The organism is Pelotomaculum propionicicum (genome assembly GCF_048984525.1).
Taxonomy (GTDB): Bacteria; Bacillota; Desulfotomaculia; order Desulfotomaculales; family Pelotomaculaceae; genus Syntrophopropionicum; species Syntrophopropionicum propionicicum_A.
The window spans coordinates 23962-46761 of sequence record NZ_JBMGJC010000018.1 but is presented as its reverse complement, the minus strand read 5'-3'; the positions used below and the strand labels follow the sequence as shown (position 1 = coordinate 46761).

The 22800-nt window shown below is 50.6% G+C and carries 24 protein-coding genes and 1 pseudogene; all 25 read right to left on the bottom strand.

Annotated elements, in window-relative coordinates:
* Window positions 1-528: 528 nt before the first annotated feature.
* The gene (locus ACOBQJ_RS16085; protein WP_421072793.1) at window positions 529-744 is read right to left on the bottom strand and encodes a Uxx-star family glutaredoxin-like (seleno)protein; all 216 of its coding nucleotides are present in this window, start codon (window positions 742-744) and stop codon (window positions 529-531) included.
* Window positions 745-761: 17 nt separating this feature from the next.
* Window positions 762-1820: an NAD(P)H-dependent glycerol-3-phosphate dehydrogenase gene (locus ACOBQJ_RS16080; protein ID WP_421072792.1), complete on the bottom strand. Its 1059-nt coding sequence runs from the start codon at window positions 1818-1820 to the stop codon at window positions 762-764.
* A gap of 16 nt (window positions 1821-1836) precedes the next feature.
* A complete protein-coding gene (gene plsY, locus ACOBQJ_RS16075) occupies window positions 1837-2427 on the bottom strand; it encodes a glycerol-3-phosphate 1-O-acyltransferase PlsY (protein WP_421072791.1) in 591 nt (196 codons plus the stop codon).
* A 220-nt stretch (window positions 2428-2647) separates the two neighbouring features.
* On the bottom strand, window positions 2648-3976 hold the full coding sequence (gene der / locus ACOBQJ_RS16070; RefSeq protein ID WP_421072790.1) for a ribosome biogenesis GTPase Der: 1329 nt from the start codon (window positions 3974-3976) through the stop codon (window positions 2648-2650).
* A gap of 313 nt (window positions 3977-4289) precedes the next feature.
* Window positions 4290-5633: a DUF512 domain-containing protein gene (locus ACOBQJ_RS16065; RefSeq protein WP_421072789.1), complete on the bottom strand. Its 1344-nt coding sequence runs from the start codon at window positions 5631-5633 to the stop codon at window positions 4290-4292.
* A 54-nt stretch (window positions 5634-5687) separates the two neighbouring features.
* Window positions 5688-6155: a DUF3189 family protein gene (locus tag ACOBQJ_RS16060; protein WP_421072788.1), complete on the bottom strand. Its 468-nt coding sequence runs from the start codon at window positions 6153-6155 to the stop codon at window positions 5688-5690.
* 25 nt (window positions 6156-6180) lie between these two features.
* Window positions 6181-6609, bottom strand: a pseudogene (locus ACOBQJ_RS16055) (DUF3189 family protein); the annotation flags it as partial.
* Window positions 6609-6797: a capping complex subunit for YIEGIA gene (locus tag ACOBQJ_RS16050; protein WP_421072787.1), complete on the bottom strand. Its 189-nt coding sequence runs from the start codon at window positions 6795-6797 to the stop codon at window positions 6609-6611. The pseudogene ACOBQJ_RS16055 and the gene ACOBQJ_RS16050, both read right to left, overlap by 1 nt.
* Before the next feature lie 3 nt (window positions 6798-6800).
* The gene (locus tag ACOBQJ_RS16045) at window positions 6801-7703 is read right to left on the bottom strand and encodes a YIEGIA family protein (protein WP_421072786.1); all 903 of its coding nucleotides are present in this window, start codon (window positions 7701-7703) and stop codon (window positions 6801-6803) included.
* A 27-nt stretch (window positions 7704-7730) separates the two neighbouring features.
* Window positions 7731-8942, bottom strand: coding sequence for a stage II sporulation protein P (gene spoIIP / locus ACOBQJ_RS16040; protein ID WP_421072785.1), 1212 nt, complete (start codon window positions 8940-8942; stop codon window positions 7731-7733).
* Window positions 8939-9709 carry a DUF1614 domain-containing protein gene (locus tag ACOBQJ_RS16035; RefSeq protein WP_421072784.1) on the bottom strand — a complete coding sequence of 257 codons (771 nt, stop codon included), beginning with the start codon at window positions 9707-9709 and terminating at the stop codon, window positions 8939-8941. Before ACOBQJ_RS16035 ends, spoIIP begins: the two co-directional genes overlap by 4 nt.
* A gap of 107 nt (window positions 9710-9816) precedes the next feature.
* The gene (locus tag ACOBQJ_RS16030; RefSeq protein ID WP_421072783.1) at window positions 9817-11832 is read right to left on the bottom strand and encodes a bifunctional 4-hydroxy-3-methylbut-2-enyl diphosphate reductase/30S ribosomal protein S1; all 2016 of its coding nucleotides are present in this window, start codon (window positions 11830-11832) and stop codon (window positions 9817-9819) included.
* Window positions 11833-11930: 98 nt separating this feature from the next.
* Window positions 11931-12488: a lysophospholipid acyltransferase family protein gene (locus tag ACOBQJ_RS16025; RefSeq protein WP_421072782.1), complete on the bottom strand. Its 558-nt coding sequence runs from the start codon at window positions 12486-12488 to the stop codon at window positions 11931-11933.
* Window positions 12489-12508: 20 nt separating this feature from the next.
* Window positions 12509-13192, bottom strand: coding sequence for a (d)CMP kinase (cmk, locus tag ACOBQJ_RS16020; RefSeq protein ID WP_421072781.1), 684 nt, complete (start codon window positions 13190-13192; stop codon window positions 12509-12511).
* An 859-nt stretch (window positions 13193-14051) separates the two neighbouring features.
* A complete protein-coding gene (gene aroA / locus ACOBQJ_RS16015; RefSeq protein WP_421072780.1) occupies window positions 14052-15344 on the bottom strand; it encodes a 3-phosphoshikimate 1-carboxyvinyltransferase in 1293 nt (430 codons plus the stop codon).
* A 96-nt stretch (window positions 15345-15440) separates the two neighbouring features.
* Window positions 15441-16544 carry a prephenate dehydrogenase/arogenate dehydrogenase family protein gene (locus ACOBQJ_RS16010; protein ID WP_421072779.1) on the bottom strand — a complete coding sequence of 368 codons (1104 nt, stop codon included), beginning with the start codon at window positions 16542-16544 and terminating at the stop codon, window positions 15441-15443.
* On the bottom strand, window positions 16541-17557 hold the full coding sequence (gene aroF / locus ACOBQJ_RS16005) for a 3-deoxy-7-phosphoheptulonate synthase (protein WP_421072778.1): 1017 nt from the start codon (window positions 17555-17557) through the stop codon (window positions 16541-16543). The genes ACOBQJ_RS16010 and aroF overlap by 4 nt, the downstream gene beginning before the upstream one ends.
* Before the next feature lie 285 nt (window positions 17558-17842).
* Window positions 17843-18247: a universal stress protein gene (locus ACOBQJ_RS16000; RefSeq protein WP_421072777.1), complete on the bottom strand. Its 405-nt coding sequence runs from the start codon at window positions 18245-18247 to the stop codon at window positions 17843-17845.
* Window positions 18248-18327: 80 nt separating this feature from the next.
* Window positions 18328-18807 carry a YqaA family protein gene (locus ACOBQJ_RS15995; protein WP_421072776.1) on the bottom strand — a complete coding sequence of 160 codons (480 nt, stop codon included), beginning with the start codon at window positions 18805-18807 and terminating at the stop codon, window positions 18328-18330.
* A gap of 231 nt (window positions 18808-19038) precedes the next feature.
* The gene (aroH, locus tag ACOBQJ_RS15990) at window positions 19039-19398 is read right to left on the bottom strand and encodes a chorismate mutase (RefSeq protein ID WP_421072796.1); all 360 of its coding nucleotides are present in this window, start codon (window positions 19396-19398) and stop codon (window positions 19039-19041) included.
* Window positions 19399-19432: 34 nt separating this feature from the next.
* Window positions 19433-19852 (bottom strand): HutP family protein, encoded by a 420-nt coding sequence (locus ACOBQJ_RS15985; protein WP_421072775.1) that lies wholly within the window; start codon window positions 19850-19852, stop codon window positions 19433-19435.
* 121 nt (window positions 19853-19973) lie between these two features.
* Window positions 19974-20444: a hypothetical protein gene (locus tag ACOBQJ_RS15980; protein ID WP_421072774.1), complete on the bottom strand. Its 471-nt coding sequence runs from the start codon at window positions 20442-20444 to the stop codon at window positions 19974-19976.
* A gap of 82 nt (window positions 20445-20526) precedes the next feature.
* Window positions 20527-20994, bottom strand: a complete 468-nt coding sequence (locus ACOBQJ_RS15975; protein WP_421072773.1) for a hypothetical protein — start codon at window positions 20992-20994, stop codon at window positions 20527-20529.
* A 105-nt stretch (window positions 20995-21099) separates the two neighbouring features.
* A complete protein-coding gene (locus tag ACOBQJ_RS15970; protein WP_421072772.1) occupies window positions 21100-21837 on the bottom strand; it encodes a pseudouridine synthase in 738 nt (245 codons plus the stop codon).
* Window positions 21838-21873: 36 nt separating this feature from the next.
* A complete protein-coding gene (locus tag ACOBQJ_RS15965) occupies window positions 21874-22788 on the bottom strand; it encodes a transposase (RefSeq protein WP_421072795.1) in 915 nt (304 codons plus the stop codon).
* Between the last annotated feature and the right edge of the window lie 12 nt (window positions 22789-22800).

Here is a 22800-nt window from a genome sequence, read left to right as displayed (position 1 = left end):
ACACTCATCATTTTAACAGAAGGCAGAAGGGTGTTGCTTTGCTTAAGCATTGAATCCCACCCGCATAGCGGGCGGTTTTTTGTTCTCCAGGCTAAAACCATGCCAGGAGAACTTACTGAAGTATAATAAAAATAACTTGGGTACCCGGTACCCAAGTTACTAAGTTTTCCTGGAGGAAAATCTCCAGGTTTCTCTTTTGCACAGTTTTAAGACTATTAATGCTGTCCTCCTGTAGGGCGGGATTTATCCCGCCATTCCAATCGGGGATTAATTGAGTCGTGGTTAGTGTGTCTCAAACGGTTTGTCCCCGTTCCTCAGTCCGGCTTTCATCTTGTAGGGTCGGATTTATCCGACATACGTTGGGGACATTCCTCAGCCTTAGAGCCAAGCTTCAAATAGAGGTGTGTCCCCTTTCCTCTAACCGGCTGAAGCCGCACCTACATTCCCACGTCCCACGTCCCACGTCTCACGTCTCACTTCTCACTTCTCACTTCTCACAGCCCGGCCTCCGGCCGGGTTTTAGACTCCTCATGTCCCGCCGAAACCTATCCTTATGTTTCCGCCTTCCACAATTACCGGTACCTTTTGGGATCCGCCGGTTATTTTAAGCATCACAGCATAAGCTTCCCTGTTTTTTTTTACGTTGTAATAATGATAAGGAATTTTTTGCCGGGCAAATTCTTTTTTTGCTTCCACTGTGTAAGGGCAATCATCTTTGCCGTATATTAAAATATCGCCGGGCATTTTATATCCTCCATCACTTATTTGTTTTTCAGCTCTATTTTTCCCACAGCCGCCGCGGCGAGGGCCACTTCCTCCATCTCGTGGGTTTTACCCCTCGTCATGAGCCTTTTTACCGCGACAGCGGGAGACAGCCCTTCAAAAAGCACCTGGTGTATCTGTTCGGTGATGGGGATCTCCACCGCTAAACTCTGTGCCAGGCGCCTGGCGGCCCGTGTTGTGCGCACACCCTCAACCACCATTTTCACTTCAGCCAGGGCTTCATCAACAGATTTTCCACTGCCTATTGCTATACCGGCGCGGCGGTTGCGGCTGTGCATGCTGGTGCAGGTGACAATCAGGTCTCCTACCCCGGCCAGGCCCGCGAATGTCAGCGGGTTGGCGCCCATCGCCATCCCCAAGCGGGATATTTCCGCCAGCCCCCTGGTCATCAGGGCCGCCTTGCTGTTGTCGCCGTAACCGAGGCCGTCCGCGATACCGGTTCCCAAAGCGATAATATTCTTAAGGGCGCCGCCGAGTTCAACCCCGGTAACATCAGGATTTGTATATACCCTGAAAGTTTCACACATAAACAAATCCTGGACATACACCGCGCTTTCCATACAGGCAGAGGAGGCAACAACAGCGGTCGGCACCATCCGGCCAACCTCTTCCGCGTGGCTGGGGCCGGAAAGGGCTACATACCGCCGGGTCATATCCAGGCCCGCTTCCTGTAGAAAGACCTGAGACATGCGACTGAGGCTGTCCTCCTCAATGCCTTTGGCCACGTTTATTATTATGGCGCCTGCAGGTATATATGATACCGCTTTGCGCACGACTTCACGAAAAGCGTGTGAGGGAACGCCAAATATTACCGCTTCAGCGCCGGCAACCGTCTGCTCAAGGCCGGCCAGCGCTTCGACACCTGAAGGAATAGTTACACCTGGCAAGAAGGATTTATTCTCCCTGGTCTCGTTAATTTCTGTAACTTGTTCAGGCATGATCGACCACAGTTTTACCTCAAGGCCCTTTTGGGCCAGAAGCACGGAAATAGCCGTCGCCCAGCTTCCCGCACCCAGAATGCCTATTTTTTTGCCCACACCAAAAGACCTCCGTTTAACTCTTTTTAAAAACGACTTTAGGCTCTGTCCCGGCTATAAGCCGTTTAATATTCGGGATATGCTTGTACACGGCAAAAACAGCGGCAAACCCGCCGAGTACCAGGAAAGGAGGCTCCAGGTGAAAAGCATACATTAAAAACGGTATTAGTACAACAGCTGTTATAGAGCCTACCGATACGTATCGGGTAATGCCAGTAACCATGATCCAGGTCAGCATAGCGGTTATACCAACATGTAGCGAGATAGCGGTAATCACGCCAACACCGGTTGCGACCAGCTTGCCCCCCTTGAATCCCAGAAAAACGGGCCAGCTGTGCCCAACCAGCACCGCTATACCGGACAGCGACACGATCAAGTCGTTTCCGTACTGCCTGGCCAGCCAGACTGCCAGCATACCCTTGCCGAGGTCCAGGACCAGCGCTGTTATGCCGGCCGCAGGCCCGGCATTTCGCCAGACGTTGGTCATGCCCACATTACCGCTGCCGCACTTGCGGATATCAACCCCCGCCCACAAGCGTCCCACAATGTAGCTGAACGGTATTGACCCGATCAGATAACCCGCAATGATAACCCAGTAATCTGTCATATCTCTCTCCCATCATAAGCACACACGTAAACACACGAGGACGGTTCCCGTGTGCTAATTCTATGCAATGCAATTTTCATAAGCACAGAGGGACTGTTCTCTTGTGTTGAATCTATGAAATATAAGTTTCATTATTAAATTTGTAATTGCCTTAGGACTTTTTACCTTTCTATATCTATGAATTAGTAATTTCATTATTAATAATGTATATGGGGACGGCTCACACCGTCTCCCTGGTCCTTTTGCGAAGGACAAAACGGATCGGGGTCCCCTCAAAACCATATGCTGACCGCACCTGGTTTTCCAGGTAACGAAGGTAAGAAAAATGCATCAGTTCCGGGTCGTTTACGAAAATTATGAATTTCGGCGGCTTTACCCCACCCTGGGTTACGTAAAGAATTTTAAGACGCCTGGTTTTATCAGTCGGCGGCGGTGTCTGCATTACCGCTTCCTTGAAAAGGTTGTTTAAATCCGGAGTAGCTATACGCGTGGCGTGCTGCTCGGCAACAAAGTCCACAAGCTCCAACACTTTGGCAACTCGCCTGCCTGTAGTGGCAGATATGAAGATCACCGGTGCATACTTCATAAAACTTAATTCCTGGCGTACTTTTTCAGTATGACGGTTCATAGTCCTGTCATCTTTTTCCACCAGGTCCCATTTGTTCATTACCAGAACCGCTGCCTTGCCGGCCTCGTGGGCATAGCCGGCGATGCGCTTATCCTGATCGGTTACTCCCAGCGAGGCGTCCAACATCACCAGGACTACGTCGCACCTGTCCACAGCCCTCAGCGTGCGGATCACGCTGTATTTTTCCGCGGGTATTTCGATCCTGCTTTTGCGCCTGATGCCTGCCGTGTCAATAATGACGTAATGCCTATCTTCCAGCTGGAACAGCGTGTCCACGGCATCCCTCGTTGTTCCGGGAATATCGCTGACTATAACTCTCTCCTCACCCAGGAGGGCATTGACCAGAGACGACTTGCCTACATTCGGACGGCCGATTACAGCGATCCTTATCACATCCGGCGGATAATCTTCCTCTTCGGTGTCCGGCAGCAGTTCAACAATCCTGTCCAGCAGGTCGCCGGTATTCAATCCTTCCGCGGCTGAGACCGGTATCGGGTCGCCCAGGCCAAGCCGGTAAAAATCAAATGTGTCGTTTTTATTGAAATCAAAGTTTTCCACTTTATTAGCAACAAGTATGGCTGGCCTGCCGGAACGCCTGATGATAGAGGCGACTTCCTCATCATCCGGGTTGAGTCCGGCCCGGGCGTCCACTACAAAGAGGACCGCGTCAGACTCGGCTATGGCCAATTCCGCCTGCCGGCGTATCCCAGCTGTTATCTCTCCGCTCTCCTGAAAATCCAGACCTCCGGTGTCAACCAGGGCAAAGCTGCGTCCCGCCCACTCGGCGTCCTGGTAAAGTCGGTCCCTGGTCACACCCGGCTGGCTTTCCACAATAGCCACCCTGCCGCCTACTATTCGGTTAAAAAGGGTCGATTTGCCGACATTCGGCCGCCCTACTATCGCCACTACCGGCTTAGTCAATATCTCATCCTCCAAAATAGATATCACATGATTAAAAGGATTATCTAGATTTACAAGATTATTATATAATATTTAAAATCATAATTTCTTACTTGATTTAGCATAAAGAAGCATAGGATTATAAAACTGCGGTATTCACTTTTTTATAATATAATTAATATTTTTTAAATCCTGTTAATCTTATTAATCTTGTAAATCATGTGAAAATTGTTTTTGTTAATCCTATTAATCTTGTTAATCCTGTGAAAATTATTCCTGTCAATTTGTTTTTAATGTTTTATATCTTTATATTTTACCCCGGATTTATGTGAAACTAACTTCTTTTATCTATAAATATTTCGGCTTTTTGTGGGCCCTCGACTAAAACATCAACCAGTTGGCGAGGCCCAGAAACAACAGCCGCCGCTGCTTTCATCCGTTCAGCCAGGTCTGCCAGGCTCACGTTGTCCAAAAACACTGTCTCGTCCTTTTTAAGCATCACAGAAGGAAGCACAAGCAGGCCGCCGGCTTCATCCGGCGTCACCTGTTTTAAAATATCACTCCCGGTTACCAGTCCGGTTGCCGTCACCTGTCTCCCGAAGTAATCGTTTTCAATAACTCTGACCTTAACCTGCAGACCTGCAATTTTATTTAATCTTGCCGCCACCGGTTTTAGAATTTTTCCTCCCAGCACGCCCGTGGCCAGGATAATTTTTTGTTTAGCAGCCTCACGCGGCAGGCTGGCCTCCGCCTCAGCCCATTCATCCAAAAAAAGCCGGGCCAGGCCGACCCCGTTTTCAATTTGCGGGAAACCATCGTATTTGTCCGCTCCGGGTATTGGTTCCCCAGCCAGCAGGTAAAATTCGTCCGAAGCAAAAATAAAGGGGTGTTTGAACCTGGTTATGTATTCTTTTTGCCTGGCATGGATCCAGCGGACAAGAGCGCGGGCCTGATCAGGGGTAAACATATCCAGCGGGTACAAGTTTTCTCTGAAACTGGTCAGCCCCACCGGCACTACGGCCAGCGACCTTACAGCAGGCCACAGGGCGGACAGGTCACCCGCGGTCCTGTCAAGCTCCCCGGCGTCATTTAATCCCGGGCACAGCACTACCTGGGTGTGCATCTCGATGCCGGCTTCAGCCAGAAAACGCAGCTGCTCCATTATGGACCCGGCCCTGGCGCTCCCCAGCATCTTTTCCCTGAGCGAGGGGTTTGTAGTGTGGACCGATATGTAAAGCGGGCCCAAGCGCTGCCTGGCAATTCTTTTCAGTGAATTTTTACTGAGGTTTGTCAGTGTTATAAAATTGCCGCTCCAGAAGGAAAGCCGGTAGTCGTCGTCCTTCACATAGAGGGTCTTGCGCATACCCGGAGGCATCTGGTCGACAAAACAAAAGACGCATTTATTTGCACATCGCAAGGTTGGCCCAAACCCATCCGGGCCGAAATCTATCCCCAGGTCCTGGTCGAAATCCTTTTCTAACTCCAGCACCCACTCATCCCCGCCGGTTTTTGTTACATCGATATATAGCAATTCATCGGCTGCCAGATAGCGAAAATCTATTAAATCCCGCACCGGTTCTCCGTTGATCGCCGTTAACCGGTCACCCGCTGCAAGGCCCATTTCATCCGCGATGCTGCCAGGCTCCACCATGAATATTTTTAACCCGCGGCCCTTCATGGGACGACCTCCCGTGTTTACTCTTAACAATTATCTATAATTTCCATTATATAGTCAAGGAAGATTTGCCCCGCCCGCTTTTACTTCGAGCGCCCACCGGGCCAGCCCGCCATATAAATATTTAATGCCGGTCCTGGCCAACAGGAATCCCAGCGGAGCTAGAACTGCAAAGCGGCACAACATTTTGCCGGACTTTAAAAAAATGTTTTCTTTGAACTTACTGTCCACCATCCTCAGTTCAGCTTCCGGTATTTTATAAATACTGAGGAAGCTTTCCACCAGCCGGTAGACCATACCCCGCTCACCTTTTACGGAAAGAGCGTACACTTTGTTTCTGTAGTCGTCCTCCCCCAGCGAGATAATTTTCCCTTCCCCGCCTCTTGTATTCAAAGACAACAGGTCCCATAACTGTTCCCGGGACGGCAGTTCTCCCGCCGGTATCCTGCCCGTGTGGATCGCTCCGGCCAGTGCCGCCAGCGGAAACTTGCTGTCGCTGAAGTAAAGTATTTTCAAAACGCCCACCCCTCACCATGTCTTTAACTTTTCGGACAAGATTTACCACACGAAAATAAGCGATCTGTGTCCCCATTGTTACGATCGGCCGGCCGAGATCGATAAATCCCCAGCGGCGGGAGAGAAAACCACCGAATTTCATGGTCAGGTTAACATTATTCATTACATTTACAAGCAGGTAGTCATCTCCGGGGACGGCAAAAACATCCGCCAGTCCTTCAAAAACGTTTTCCAGTATCTGAGGCCTGCCGCGGCGCGCCGACAGGTAAATTTCATTTCCGTATTCGTCTTGGCCCATGTAATAAATATGCCCGTGCTGATCGGCCTCCTGGCGGTCAAAAAGCGGTAACTTCCAGAACATTTCCCGGCTGGGAACCCGATCCACAGGCAGCAGTCCCAAATGAACAGAAGCGGCGGTAACGGAAGAATGGCTTCCGCCGTAGCAGTGGTATATGATTTTCATTAATGCCTCACCACGACATAGCTGCCGTTGCCCAGATCATGCACCATGGCGTCCAGAATTTTTGACAAATGTCCTGCTACCTTTTCCATCTCTTCCTCGTTCCGGGCAAAAAAAATGGGCGCTCCCCCGCTTACCAGTTCCATATTAAGGGTTATCACTGCCAGGATATTGCTTACCTCAATTTCCAATGATTAACCCACCTTCTTTTTGGCTTTTATAATTGAAGAACCGGCTAAGAGCGGCTTGCTGCTGGCGCTTTCCAGGACAGGAGTCAGTTTGACGGCGGCGATCAGCTGCTCCATGTCCCTCTCCACAGGCATGATATAAAGCCCGGCCTCCCCGGTGTCAGGGTTCTTGCGCACCAGGGGCGTGTATTCAGGTATATCCACGTCTTTTTTAGTACCGAGGATTACGGCTGCTGTAAAAGCTATGGCTTTCCGCTGGCCCATGTCATGGATGATCGCCCTGGCGTTGCCGTCTTTAGGCTTTAGTTTTACTGCCAGGCCATTTTTTAATATATCTTCGCGCATTTCTTTTAAGCCTACATTGATCAAGCCTATTTCGTCCACCATCAGTACCGGTCCTTCGAAGCTCAGGCGAGCAGGCACGACTTCACAGATATCTGCCAAAATATCTCCCGACATCAGACTGCGGCTGAGGAGGATTGTAATAACAGCCACAATCCCTCCAGCCACCAGCCCGCCGAACTGTGTCGCCAGGCTGGTGGCAAACGCGGTCGCCATGACCAGGTAGTTTCTGGCCTCAAAAGTCCGGGCAATCCCCTCGATGTAATCCAGCCCTCTCTTGATTAATTCGGTCCTCTCCAGGCTTTCCAGGGTGCGCCGCTCCATGTCCCTGATCTCCCGGAACTGCTGGGCCGCCAGGGCTAGAAAAGTGACCGCCGTATATTCCGGCTTCAAAACCGCTGGTACTGCCACTGCTCCCAGCGCTGATGCGATAAAGCCCAGGAGCAGGTGGGACAGGTATCCGTGCGGGTAGCCTGGATATTGCCTGTAGTCGCTCCTGAGCAGTATGATCCGTGAAATAGTGCCTGCAAGGATGCCGGACGCTATCACGATAAGGTATTCAGGCATATAATCCGGCATCCTCCTCTTATAGTTCTAACTTTCCTTGTCTTTATCCTGGTCCCCGCCCGACATACCGGGTTTGCGCGCGGCGCGGCGAGGGAACAACCCGGTAATCTCCCTGGCGAAACCGGAAATGTTATTTTTCGCGTTACCCAGGCTGCCGGAGTTGATCAGGATAAAGCCCAGGCCCAGGACCACCGTAATCCCAAGTATCCAACCGGCCGCTTTCCATCCTCCGCCCGCCCCCGTGGTCCTGCCCGGCTCTGTCGGGGCGGCAGCCGGAGCACCGCTTATGCCTAGCGCTGCCGGAACAGCCTCGGTAAAAAATGCGACTCCCTTTTCAGCCTGCTCTTTGCTGTTTGTGTGAGTTCCGGCTTCAATCAGAAGGGCTGTAGGCGAAAGATCCTGGTTATAATCGCCCTTGGCGACGAATATTTCCTTAACCACTTTCGGGTGCAAATTATTGGCTGCCGCCATCATCCGCTTGGCAAAGTCCATATTTGAATCCATGCGGGGATTTTGCCTGCCTACAACCAGGCGCAGTTTCGCAACATCTTTCCCGCTTACTTCCGCCCGGTAGTAAGCCGGATCCGGAACACCGTCGCGGTGTACGTCAAAAATGGCGGCAGGGTTGCTTTTCATTAGATTTGCGGCTGTCCTTCTGGAACGGACATATGCGTTGTTATCATGCGGGTCGTGAGCGGTCTGATCATAATTTACCGTAACACCCTTGCCCTGGAGTTTGTCGACCATGGCTTTGCCCACCTGGTAGATGCCGCCCTTAAAAGGGATAGTTTCGGTACCGTCCGAAGGCACATAGGACTCATCGGTATGGGAGTGATAGACAGCTATGTTTCCTTTTTTCTCTGCAACATTCGTTGCCACCGGAACTTCCTGGGCAGAGAAAAAATCATTATAAGCGACAATTTGGGAGTCCATCCCCAAAAATACCGCTTCCGCAGTGTCACCCTGCACCTTACTTACCCTGTAGCTATTTCCTTCCGAGGTGTATAGCTCGTCACCTACATAGGCGTTCCGCGACATCATGCTCAGCATGTTCCCCTGCTCATCCAGGATTGTAGTGAAGGTGCCGCCGATGTGGTCAGGAGTTTCTTTATTGAAAAGCCCCGCTGTATTAACAACCGGCCAAAGCTGCATATCCCTGTTTGCGCTGTATATAAGGAGTGACAAACCCACCAGCAGAACCCCCGTATAAAAGACGAAACCGTACCTGCTGTTTTTCATCTCAATTCGCCCTCCTTTTCGCTTTCCGCCTCATAATTTTCTTTATCTTCGCCGAAGCCCGCCTGAACAGGCCGGCCCGGTTTCTTCAGGCCTTTAACCAGTTCCGGCGGCCGACCTTCAGTCTTAGGGCCGCCTGTAAGTCTCTCCAGCGACTCTCCGATTAATTCGGCCAAAATTACCGCCACAATACCCGCGAGCACAATTGCGTCAAACGCCCCGGCGCCCCCTATAATCATAGTATAGCTGGCAGGAGCGCCCTGGTTTATAAGCCACACATACTGAAATATATCCACCAGCAGGACGCCGAGAGTGGCTGAGATAAACGCGCCCCGCCTGGACCTCCCGAACAAGTAGGCGACTATGCCGCCCACCAGGGGATAAAGATAAATAGCGTCAATTACCGCCCAGCGGCCGGCCGGCTCCATCGTAGATCCGGAATTAATCAGGGAGCCTACGACATAGACAACAACGGCCGTGGCGGCTGTGCCCACCAGAGCCCTGATCCACTCTTTGCTGGTGCCCGCCCTGGCCAGAAGGTAAATTGCCAGCCCGACCGGGATCAGCGCTCCCCCGACATTCAATGATGTGTTGTAAGGAAGAAACGGCAGGGGAATATTGATAAATCCTCCCAGTATTATTAAGCCGATCACCAGTAAAGCGCCCCTGTCGGACAGCCTCATCCGGTCAAGTGCCCTTTGGGCCAGACCGAGGTAAATGAGTATGGAAACGACAATTAGAATAATAATACCTATGGAATTCTGTTCCAAAATATCCGCCCCCTTATTCATGGAAATTTCATGAATAGGCTGTCCAATCTGACTAAAAATATGCAAAAAAAAAGAGCGGTTATTCACCGCTCAGGAATCCTTCTATACTATTCTTGTTCTCCTTTTTTTTCAAACAGATCCCCGACCATGTCGCCTATGGTAACGACGTCCGCCTGCTCCTGCGCTTTGGCGGAGGTGTTTTCCTGGTATTCCCGCTCCTGTTTTTCCTTCATTACTTCCCGGATCGAGAGGCGGATCCTTTTTTCACCGGTGTCAATGCTCAGCACCTTGACATTTACTTCTTCCCCTTCTGAAACCACCTCATCAGGCTTGGCTATATGCCTGTCCGCCAGGTGGGATATATGGACCAACCCCTCCACACCGGGCTCCAGCTGCAGGAAGGCGCCAAACGGCGCAAGCCTGACGACCCTGGCCGTGATAACAGAGTCCACCGGGTATTTTTGTTCCACTGTATCCCATGGGTTTGGCAGTACCTGTTTCAAGCCGAGGGATATCTTTTCCTTTTCCCTGTCTATTCTTAAGACCTTAACCTCGATTTCGTCATTGACCTTAACCACTTCAGACGGGTGGTTGATACGGTGCCAGGACATCTCGGAAATATGCAGCAGGCCGTCAACACCGCCGATATCCACAAAGGAGCCGAACTGGGTCAGCCGGCGGACTATACCTTTAACGACCTGGTTTTCCTGCAGGTTTTCCAGCATTTCCTCCCGCAGCTTGGCGTATTCTTCTTCCAAAACTGCTTTGCGGGATAAAATCACCTTTTTCCTGCCCCGGTTCATCTCGATGACCCTGCTGGTAATATTTTGGCCCAGGTATTTTGAAAGGTCCTCGACATAGCCTCTTTCTACCAGGGACGCCGGTAAAAACGCGCGCACCCCGACGTCAACGAGCAGGCCGCCCTTGACCACGTCCCTGACGACACCATCGACCGGCTCGCCGGAATTCATTGCTTCCTCCAGCTTTACCCAGGCTTTTTCAGCATCGGCCTTTTCTTTTGAAAGGATCAGGCGGCCCTCGTTGTCTTCAGCTTTTAACACATAAACTTCTATTTCATCCCCAAATTTAACAATGTCCTGGGGTGAATTAACTTCGCAGCATGACAGCTCTCTTATAGGTACGACTCCTTCGGACTTGGCCCCGATGTCCACCATAACTTCATCCGGGCCAATATGGACAACCGTGCCCTTTAAAATCTCGCCGTGACGAACAGCTTTTACCTCAACTGTGTCTTTCATTTCCTCTTCTTGTTCCTGGCCGTTCAGATCTTCAATCTCACTCATACGTCTCCTTACCTCCTCTATAATCCAGTCTGGTGTGGATGCCCCCGCTGTCAACCCTGCGCACTCAACCCCTTGAAACCAGGACGGATCAATTTCATCCGCCGTCTCAATGAGATAAGTTTCAGTCCCGGACTTGCGGCAGATGCTGGCCAGCTTCCTAGTGTTGGCGCTGTTCGCACCGCCGACCACGACCATCGCACCGACATCCCGGGCAAGTTCCAGCGCGGCCTGCTGCCGTTGGTTTGTAGCGCTGCAAATGGTATTGCACACCTTGTAACCAACGCCTTTTTCCCGAATTACCCCGACAACAGCCTCGAAGTTCTCCAGCGTCTGAGTTGTTTGGGCTATGATCCCAAATTCATCATCGTTATTTAAAAGAGCCGCTTCTTCCGGGTTCTCCACAACCACTGCCTTGCCGTTCGTCCATCCCACAATTCCCTGCACTTCCGGGTGATCCCTGTCGCCCACAACCACAACCTGTATGCCCTGTTCAGTGAGTTCACGGGCCAGGTCCTGCGCTCTGCGCACAAAAGGGCAGGTTGCGTCCACAATATTTATACCCAGCTCCCTGGCCTCATCCAGCACTTCCGGACTCACGCCATGAGATCTGATAACAAGAGTGCCCTCATGAATATCTTTTACATCGTTAATTTCACTTATGCCCATCTCAGCCAGAGACGCCACAACCTGCGGGTTGTGGATCAGCGGCCCCAGGGTATAAATAGGGCCTTTATTTTCTCTGACGGTATCCTTGGCCAGCTCTATAGCTCTCTTGACGCCGAAGCAGAAACCGGCTTTAGAGGCTATCTTTACTATCATAACATCACCGTTTTTTAGTCATCAGAAAGGATTCGCTCAAAAACATATATTTTCCTTCTTATATATCGCTTAATCTGCAGAGTTTTCATATTATTGTTTCACTTACTATTTTTGATCATGGAGGCAATCTGGTCCATTACCAGGTCACTCGCTTTTTCCAGGTCAGCTTTGCTGCTTTTCTTTGATTCCTGGCTGACAATGGGTGTGCCTACAATCATCTTGATCCTGCCGAATACTCCCCTGGTCCCGATCAAAGCGATGGGGACCATGGGTACCTTTGCTTTTGAAGCCAGCATAGCCGCGCCGAGATGAGGTTTTAGAAGTTCACCGGTGTTGCTTCTGGTCCCCTCGGGAAAAACACCCACTACCTGTCCTTCTTCCAGCAGCCTTACCGCGGTCCTGATCGCTTCGCGGTCTGATTTGTCCCGCCGCACAGGAAAAGAACCGGAAATCCTCAGGACATACCCGATCACCGGTATATTGAAAAGTTCCGACTTGGCCATAAAATACACATTTCTTCTTAAAGCGCAGATAACAACAACCGGGTCCCAGTAACTGGTGTGGTTCGCCACCAGGAGGACCCCGCCGCTGGCGGGAATGTTTTCCCTGCCCCGCACATCCCAGCGTCTTACTGTTATCAATATCATCCTCGCCATAAATTTAAGCAGCCTGTATATCATGGCCGCTTTTCTTCCGCTGTAACAAGGGCCATAATCATGTCCACAACTTCTTTCACCGAGTAGGATGTGCTGTCAATTGCCACCGCGTCCGCAGCCTGAACGAGCGGGTCCGCTGCGCGGGTTGAATCAATCTGGTCCCTCCTGAGGATCTCCTTTTCCATCTGTTCCTGGTCTATTAAATTACCCTTGGCGGCCAGCTCTTCCCTTCTTCTTTTCGCCCTTTCCACGGAAGAAGCGGTCAGAAATATCTTGACCGGGGCGTCCGGCAAAACAACCGTCCCTATGTCGCGCCCCTCCATTACAACGCCCCCGCGGGAGGCCATGGCTCTCTGAAGTTCAACCAGCCGTTTCCTCACTCCCGGCACCATTGCCACCAGGGAAACATTTTTTGACACTTCCTGGCTGCGGATATCTTCAGACACGTCATCACCGTTCAGCAGCACCTTCAAACCGCCGTTACCGTCAGGCATAAGCACTACCGAAACTGACTGGGCCAGCCTGGTTAAACCTGCCTGGTCTGTCAAGTCAACGCCTTCACGAAGCGCCATCAGGGTCACAGCGCGGTACATTGCCCCGGTGTCAATATATATAAAGCCAAGCTTATTGGCCAGCGTCCTGGCGACTGTGCTCTTTCCGGCGCCGGCCGGCCCGTCTATGGCCACGTATGGATTTGAAATCATTACAGCACTCCTAAAATATTGTCAGTTTCCACTTGTAATATAGATTATTTATTTTCGACATTGAATTTATTTTTCCTTTATTTTCATGATAAGAAGTCGGGCCGCTGATATACAGTCCAGTATTATTTTACCCGGATTATTGGCGATCCAATTACATGCAGGGCAAGGCTTTTATTCAGCCGTTAAGCATAATGGGGACATACCTTTTGAGACGTGCAAAAAAGAGACGTGAGAATGCATGACATTTTAAAGGGTTTTAAGACCCTGAAGAAATGCAGGATATACTCACGACCCACGACCCACGTCTCGATCACTTCACGTCCAACGTCTCACGACCCACGACTCATATAATGTCCCCGATTGGAATCGGGTTAACCCCCCCAGGTTGTGAAGTCTCCATGGTGTTGAATCCGCTTGGCTCCGTGCTTCGCGCCGAGTAAACTTAGCGCTTGCTTCGGGCTCAAATGGGCCGGCCTTCAATTCGCCATCCGGGCGATGAAGGCCTTTCGCTGTATTCGTTGGGGACATTTCTCGGCCCCAGAGACAGGCCTCAACTTAGAGATGTGTCCCCTGACCGCTGTCCAGCTCACCCAATTTCACACCTCAGCTTCGCTTAGTTTACTTTCGACGCTGCCGCAATGGAGCAGTCGGTTTCAACACCATAGATTATCCAGTATTATTTTGTCAACACTCTGTGGCGGGTTAAAACTTGCTCTACAATGGAATACCTTCGATACTCATAACTCACGCCCCATGTCCCATGACCCAGTTAATCCTTTGACTTAAAGCACTGAAGAAAGTCCCCGATTAAATGAACAGGGACATATCCTTTCTGTGATATGTCCCCGGTATTTAATTGCTATATGACTGTGACGCTCTTTAATAATTCGCTGAACCCGGGGAAAGAGACGTCGATGCACTCAGCGCCGCGCACCACGGTCTTGCCGCCTGCTATCAGGCCGGCTACAGCGGCTGCCATCGCCATGCGGTGGTCACCCTGGCTATCGCAGAAACACCCTTCAAGAGCACGCCCACCCCTGATCATCAATCCGTCATCCAGTTCTGCCACAACAGCCCCGAATCCGGACAGCATCCGGGCCGCGGCGGCAATACGGTCGCTCTCCTTAACTTTCAGCTCAGCCGCGTCACGTATCTCTGTTTTCCCTTCCGCTGCCGCGGCGGCAACAGCCAGCACCGGTATTTCATCTATCAGGCGGGGGATTATTTCCCCTCCTATACTGATTCCCCGCAGGCTTCCCGCGTAACGCGCCCTGATATCCGCCACCGGTTCTCCGCCGTCTTCTCTCGGGTTAATTATCTTTATATCCGCACCCATCATTTGCAGCACTTCAATGATGCCGCTTCTGGTTGGGTTTACCCCCAATCCCCTGACAGTCAGGTCCGATCCGGGCAGCAAAGCGGCAGCCGCCAGCAAAAACGCGGCCGACGATATATCTCCCGGAACCCTTAATTTTTTCCCGGTCAGCCGGGGTCGGCCGTTGATATATACGGACTTATCTTCAATACCAAGGACAGCCCCAAAATATCTGAGCATCAATTCTGTATGGTCCCTGGACCGGTATGGCTCTGTAACCGAGGTCTGACCGTCCGCGAACAGTCCCGCCAGCAGCATAGCTGATTTCACCTGGGCGCTTGCCACCGGTGAAACATGTGAAACAGCCTTTATACAGCCGCCCCGCACTGACAGGGGCGCGCAGCTACCGCCTTTTCTTCCGTCAATGGAAGCGCCCATCTTTTTCAGAGGGCCTGTCACCCTGGCCATGGGGCGCCGGCGCAGGGAGTCATCACCGGTGATCACGCTGAAAAACTGCTGTCCTGCCAGGATGCCCAGCGAAAGCCGCATGGTAGTGCCGGAATTCCCCGCGTCCAGAATGTCAACAGGTTCTCTCAGCCCATCAAGGCCTCGTCCGGCAATTCTGACGACACCCCCCCGCGGACCTTCAATTTCAATGCCAAGTTTTCTAAAACAGCCGATTGTCGACAGGCAGTCTTCACCCGGAAGGAAGTTTTCGACCACTGTTTCGCCCTCGGCCAGGGCGCCGATCATAACCGCCCGGTGAGAAATGGATTTGTCGCCCGGCACGCTTATATCGCCCCGCAGGCAGCGTGCCTTTTCAATTCGCAGGTCCACAAAAACCCTTCCTTTGCTGAAATCGTGTCAAGAGCGTGTCAAGAGAACCGTCCCCATGACACGATCGTGTCATGGGGACGGTTCTCTTGACACGATTTATTTTTTTCGGACTGTGTAACCTTTCTCTCTGAGTACCCGGATGGCGTTTTCCTGCTCCGGCTCAGTGGCAAACCCCACCCGGATCGTGCCGCCTTCACCCTCGCGCACCCTTAATATTTCAATTTCAGTAATATTGACGCCGCTTTCAGCCAGGCAGATCGTAAAACCGGCGATAATGCCGGGCTGGTCGGGCACTGTCAAAATTACTTCAAAAAGCGATGGCAGGTAGCCCCTGGTTTTTGCCGGCAGTGCGGTCCGGGCAGCCCTGGCGTCTTCAAGAGCGGACTGGATTAAGTCCATTTCTCCCTCCTGGAGAAACCTTTCCAAAAGGTCAAGTTCACCCCTGAAGTTATGGATCATTTTAAGTACCTGGGCGCGGTTGGACGCGAAAATATCGCGCCACATCAGCGGGCTGCCGGCAGCTATCCTGGTGGTGTCCCGGAACCCCCCCGCGGCGAAAGGCAAAACCGACTCGCTTTCAGGCATGCGCGCCACGGTGTTGACCAGGGCCGCGGCCAGCAGGTGAGGCAGGTGGCTGACCGCCGCCACAGCCAGGTCATGCCTTTCCGGGTCGATCTCAACGACTTTGGCGCCGACACCAACGGCCAGTTTTTTTACTTTTACCAGCGCCTCCTTTTGTGTTGCAGCAGTAGGCGTAATCAGGTAAAACGCGTTTTCAAACAAATAGGGGTCGGCGCCGCTGACACCGTTATGCTCCGAGCCGGCCATGGGGTGTCCGCCCACAAAACTGATCCCGGGCGGCAGTATTTTTTCCGCCGCCCGCACTATTTCTGACTTGGTACTCCCGACATCAGTCACCACCGCTTCCGGCTCAAGGTACGGCAGTATATCACGCAGTACAGGCAGGGTGGCGCTTACCGGTGTGGCGATGATTACCAGGTCCGCACCGGCCACTCCTTCTGCCGGGGAACCGGCATACCTGTTCACAGCGCCAAGTTCCACCGCCAGGCGCAAATTTTCCACACGTGATCCGGCTCCCACGACCTCTCCGGCCAGCCTCCTGCTGCAAAGGGACATGCCGAGGGAGCCGCCGATGAGCCCGACGCCTATGATTGCCGCCCTTTTAAAAACAGGGTTCAAGGCATTTTCCTCCCCATAACACCGGCAATATTCTTCAGGTTTGCCATCATCGCTTTAAAATTTTCCGGGGTCAATGATTGCGGGCCGTCACAGAGAGCTTCTGACGGGTTGGGGTGCATCTCCACGATCAGCCCGTCAGCCCCGGCGGCAACAGCTGCCCCGGCCATCGGTGAAACAAACCTCCACATGCCGATGGCGTGGCTGGGGTCAACAATTACCGGGAGGTGCGACAGGTGCTTTACCACCGGCACCGCCGTCAAATCCAGGGTGTTCCTGGTGTAGTTTTCAAAACTGCGGATACCGCGTTCACAGAGGATCACGTTGTAGTTGCCGCCGGACATGATGTATTCCGCTGCCATCAGCCATTCTTCAATGGTACCGGACGGCGCTCTTTTCAAAACGACCGGTTTATCGATCTTGGCGACCTCCCGCAATAAAAAGAAGTTCTGCATGTTGCGGGCGCCGATCTGTAAAATATCGGCGTACTGTGCCACCATGGGCACCGTACGCACGTCCATAACCTCGGTGACAATTAAAAGCCCTGTTTCCTCACGCGCCTCTGCCAGGAGCTTCAGCCCCTCCTCCTCCAGGCCCTGGAAGGAGTATGGCGAAGTCCTCGGCTTGAAAGCGCCGCCGCGCAATATGGTGCCGCCTGCATCGCGCACCAGCCTCGCCGCCTGCATGAGCTGTTCCCTGCTTTCCACGGCGCAGGGCCCGGCCATTACGTGGATGGTGTCACCGCCGATTTCCAGGTCCCCCACCCTGACCACGGTATTCTCCTCCTGGAAGGTCCTGCTGGCCAGCTTGTAGGGCTGCAGGATCGGCACTACCTTCTCCACGCCGGGCATGGACTCCAGGCTTATGTCGCCCAGTATGTTCCTGTCTCCGATGGCCCCGATAATGGTGCGTTCAACTCCGCGTGAGAGGTGGATTTGAAACCCTACTCTCTCCAGGCGGACCAGCACCGCTTCTATTTCACCATCACTGGCGCGATGGCTCATCACAACGATCAATTTATAACACTCCTTTAATCCATTTTATAATTTATTAATACCACCAGAAAATAAAAAAACACTCAAAGAGGAGTGCTAAAACAGACTATAAGCAAACAAACTTATCGCCTCCCCGCCGTACTGCCGTTCTTCAAATGTCCCGCTTGCCGTAAAAATCCCGGAAACCGTCCGCCGTACTAACCATCCTTCAAAGAACGTGCCGCTAAACCCTAAGCCCAAAGGCACATCCTTCCTTCGTAGCGCTACTTAATTCTAGCATACATGCCATCCTCTGGCAATGTTTTGCTATTTTACAACCATAACCGGGCAGTCAAGATCAGCCGCCAGGTGGGCTGACACGCTGCCCAGCAAAAATCTTTTTACAGCATGCCTGCCGCGGGCGCCCACGACAACCAGGTCGAACTTGTTGTCCACGGCAAAGCGATAAAGCGTATCCGTGACACCGCCCCTCAGCATGTGAGTCACTACCGGCACATTCTCCTTGCGTGCAATTTCAGCCGCCCTCTCCAGCTCACCCTGGTAGGAGGTCCCTTCTCTCCTTAACTCATCACCCGCAGGCATGTCGGGAAGATTTACCGCCATGGCCACATTGAGCAAGGCGCCGTATTTTTTGCACAGATCTATAGCTATTTTCAAGGCTTTTACCGCGTGTGCGGACCCGTCGTAGGCTACAAGAACTCTCTGGAACATAATAATTCACCACGCATAAGGACATCGCTCATGCTTATATTATAGCACCATGAATGGCAATTATTACCGCATATTATTCTTCACTTCAAATATTTTATTACCGACTCACCCAGCTTCGCTATCAAAAATCCATAGCCAAAATACCTCAGCGATTTTCCCAGCGTGAGAAAAGAAATGACAGTCAATGGTCTTTGTTTGAGACAGCCGGATATTATTACCAGGATCCGGTACGGAAACACCGGAAACATTGACGCGATAATAAGAGCCCAGGGACCGTACCTGGAAAATATGGACACCCCGTTTTCAATCTTTTCCTGTGAAATATATTTTTCAATAAGTGTCTGGCTGTAGAAATAAGAAATGAAATACGTCACCATCAGGCCAAGTACGCTGCCGATCACACAGTAGGTGGCGTAGGGTATGAATTTGCTGTAGCTGACCATAAGAATAGGTATAAAGGCCACTTCGGGTCCGACAGGCAAAAAAATAGCGTTGGCGAATGATAATACAAACAAAAATATCCCCTGGTCAGTGTTTTGCAGCCAATTCAAAAATTCCACAAATATTCACCTTTAAAACCTTTTTATACCGAATTTCTATATAATTTCTATTAATCCTTTTTTATTTCGGTACCGGGTACCTAAGTTATTAAGTTATTTAGCTTGAGCATTGAAAGGGACATGCCCCTTTTCAGGGAATGTCCCTTGTCTTCACTTGTTTACCGAAATAATCAACAGCCAAGATGCGCGCGGATGAAGTTTTTGCAACTGAAGTAACCGCGTCCGTTCAGATCAGTCTTTTTTCAGGTCATCTCTCAGCCGGACTGCTTCCTTCAGATATATATGCTTTATATCCCGCTGCGGCTTATCGGTATTGACATGGACCAGTATTCTGATGCACCTGGCCAGGCTGCCGGGAACATTTATTTCTAAAGCGCAAAGAAGAGGGACATACTTAAAACCCTTATCCCTTGCGGCCTTAGCCGGAAAACAGGCGTCCAGGTCCGCTGTCACCGTAAAAATAATGCTGGCTATATCTTCCGGGTCAATGTCGTTTGCCTTGACCACGGCATCCAGCAGTTCGCCGGACGCGGCAAGGATCTCTTCCGCTGCATTCCGCTCCACCGTGATTGCCCCACGGACGCCTCTCATAACTATTTCAGCCAAACTGCCGTCCTCCCTGCTATTAAGACTGAACGGCCCTGTGCCCCAACCCGATAGCGACCTCGTCAAGGTGCAGCAGTCCCACTCCAAAGAATATGGCCACGCTGATATGGTCCTCTCTCCTGGCAATACCTATTTTACCGCCGACGTTAAAACCTATCGCTTTTGGCATTACCTGTGAAAGAGCTTCCCGGGTGGCGCCGGCCACAGCGCCCTCGTCAGCGTGCTGCTCCTTGATTACGCCTTCTCTCTTTGATGCTACAACAGCGCGTTCGATGATTTTGTTAACCGATGAAATAAAATCACCGCCGTAATCTACCGCCGCCGTTTTAAATCCTTCCCTGGAAAAACGCTGCTTATATTCTTTTTCCTGTTCCCTGCTGTCGGTAAGGGCCATCTCTATCGCTACACTTGCTACCTTGCGGCTACCGTATAGTGTCATTAGATACCACCTTGTCTTGTGAAATTAAAATACACTCCGCTTAAGGAGTGCTGGAGCCTTTTTCTGGCGTCTCCTAGAAATATTATACTTTAGAGGCGTAACAAAAGCAAACCAACCATATTTATCTGGACATACGCACCACGCCGACAGCACCCACGCCACCATTGACCTTGACACTCAACCCGGGCTGCGGATCAACCACTCCCCTGCCTACATCCAGCACTTCAATTTCAAAGGGGCGGTTATAACGTGTCCCGTCGATTTCCAGAGTATCTCCTTCCCCGACAAAAACAGTAACATAACGCTCGCTGAAAACCCCTGCCGATTTACCGTTTACAAGCACCCGAGCCAGCGGCAGCGAAGAAAAACCCTTCAATTTAAACGTGACAACGGGCCTGCTAAAGTCCCTTGCGGCGGCAGCACGCGGCGGCGCAGTAAATTCACGGGACATTACAGGTTCAACATTCTGCTCAAACGGGTCGCCGGTTAAAAAAACCTGCGCGGCCAGCACCAGCAAAGCCACCACGACCACAACCCTGACCAGATATATATCCAGTTTTTGATCCCAGGGCTTTGAAGGCTGTATTCTCACCCTGACTTCCCCCTTAAAAACTTACCAGTAAAATTGTATGAATTTTACTGGTAAAGTATTCCTCGGGAGAAGGTATGCAAACTTACTTCAGATTATACTTTTTTTCCAGCCTGGACCTGGATTCTTTCATCTCTTCGTGTACTTTAAAAAGGAGCCTCTCAATTTCCGAATGGTTCAATGTAATGAACGCCGGATCAAGTATTTCAATTTTTCTGAAATCGTCCCTGGTAATAAAACGGATTATACTCTCCAGGGCATCCGCTTTAATGGTGAGAATCAACGGGGCATAAGCGGTGTCGCTGTTGTTTATATCGTCATATACGGTGTAAACATCAGCGCTCACATCAATATCTATGATCTGCATGCCCTGCAGCGGCACGTTGCGAAATATGGCAATCTGCTGCTCCCGCGCTTCTTCCGCGGCTTTGTCCGTAGGTTTGCCGCCAAACAAAAACCGTCCCGGCTTGCCGGCGCCTTTAAAATCAAGTCGTACTTTTATTAAAATACCGTCCCTGTCGCCTGTGCCGTCAGCAGCCTGGCTTATTGACAACAGAATCCCTCCCATCGCCGTTGGGTGTTATATATTGTAATTCTATTTTACAGAAGGAATTCCTTCTTAATCCCGCCAGTATATACTATTTGAGCCGCATTCCGATCAATATTTATCTGTATTCCCCAATCCGGATTTTTCTTTGAGCATTTTCAGCTCATCACCGCTCAGGGGTCGGTACTGACCCGGTTTAAGCCCATCAATATTTAGATTTCCGAACTTAATTCTTTTTAAACGAATTACCGGATGGCCGATGTGCTCGCACATACGCTTGACCTGGTGCTTGCGCCCCTCGTGGATAGTAATCTCCAACAGGGCGTTTCCTTCTCTCTGGCTTTTTAACCTAACCCTGGCCGGGGCTGTAAGGCCGTCTTCAAGCGGCAGGCCGGACTCCATTTGTTTTAGCTTAACCGGTTCCGGCACTCCCGACACCCGCGCCTGGTATGTCTTCGATACCAGGTGCTTCGGGTGGGTCAGGGCGTAGGTCAAATCCCCGTCGTTGGTCAGAAGGAGTAATCCCTCGCTGTCATAATCCAGCCTGCCCACCGGGTAGACCCGGCCGGTATTGTCTTTTAAAAGAGCAGTGACCTTTTTCCTGCCCTTCTCGTCACTCATGGTCGTAATGTAACCCCTGGGCTTATACATTAGTATGTACTGCCTGGCCGGCGAGAGTTCGAGAGGCTCACCGCCTACCCTGATCCTATCTGTGGCCGGATCAACTTTCACTCCCGGCTCCGTTATAACCTTCCCGTTGACTTTTACCATGCCGGAGGCGATCAGTTCCTCGCAACGCCTGCGCGATGCCACACCCGCCCTGGCCATAACCTTGTGCAGCCGTTCCATTCAAACCACCTTTCAAAATTTGGGGTCAGGCTTGAATTATTTACTTATCTGTTCCCACTTTAGAATAACATCACTTACAAATGTACCTTTATTCTCGCCTGATTTTATTTTTGAGATCATTGATGGAGATAAATTAAGCTTCTGAGCAAGTAATGTATTGCTAATATTACAGTATTTCTCACTTAGAAGCACTATAGCTTTTCGGATATCTGATATTTTTTGAATTTTAGTTTTTTTGGTAATCTCACTAATTCTGACATTTTCATAAGTACATACTTTTTCTATAATCTCATCAATGTTTATTTCCTTTAATGATCCCTTGTTTTCCCTCTTTACCCCCTGATTCTCAGGCTCATCTTCTTCTATATGCTTATATATTATTTCTTCCTCTTCTTGTTCCATAAACTGTAGGTATTGCTTAATAGCTCTTGTTCTATTCTGAGAAAAAATACTTAGTGCCTCCTTGGTATCGACTATATTACTTTTCTCTTTACCAGTATAGTATACGTGACTGCTCCATTTATAATCCATTTCTCCCAGGTTTGCCTTTACCGGATTATTGTGAATATATTTTATAAGCAGCAGTAAGTAGTTTTCTTTGTCGCATAACAATGCTTTGTACCTCTGCTGAAAAACATGACCTGTCCTGTTGTATTTTCGGTTAAACCATTGGGTATAGACCTGCTGAATCCGTTGCATAATTTGAGAAAGTGTGACCTCATCTACTTCCATCAAAAGATGCACATGATTATCCATAATGCAAAAAGCGTATAATAGAAAACATAATTTTTCTTTATAAAATGCTAATACGTCAAGATACTTACTTTTATGTATTTCTTCATTAAGAACTTTTTCCCCATTGTTTCCTCTAACCATTACGTGGTACAAGGCTCCTGGATAGTGAATCCGTGGTTTTCTTGGCATATTAATCACCCAGGATAATTCTACCATCGGCAAGTATCA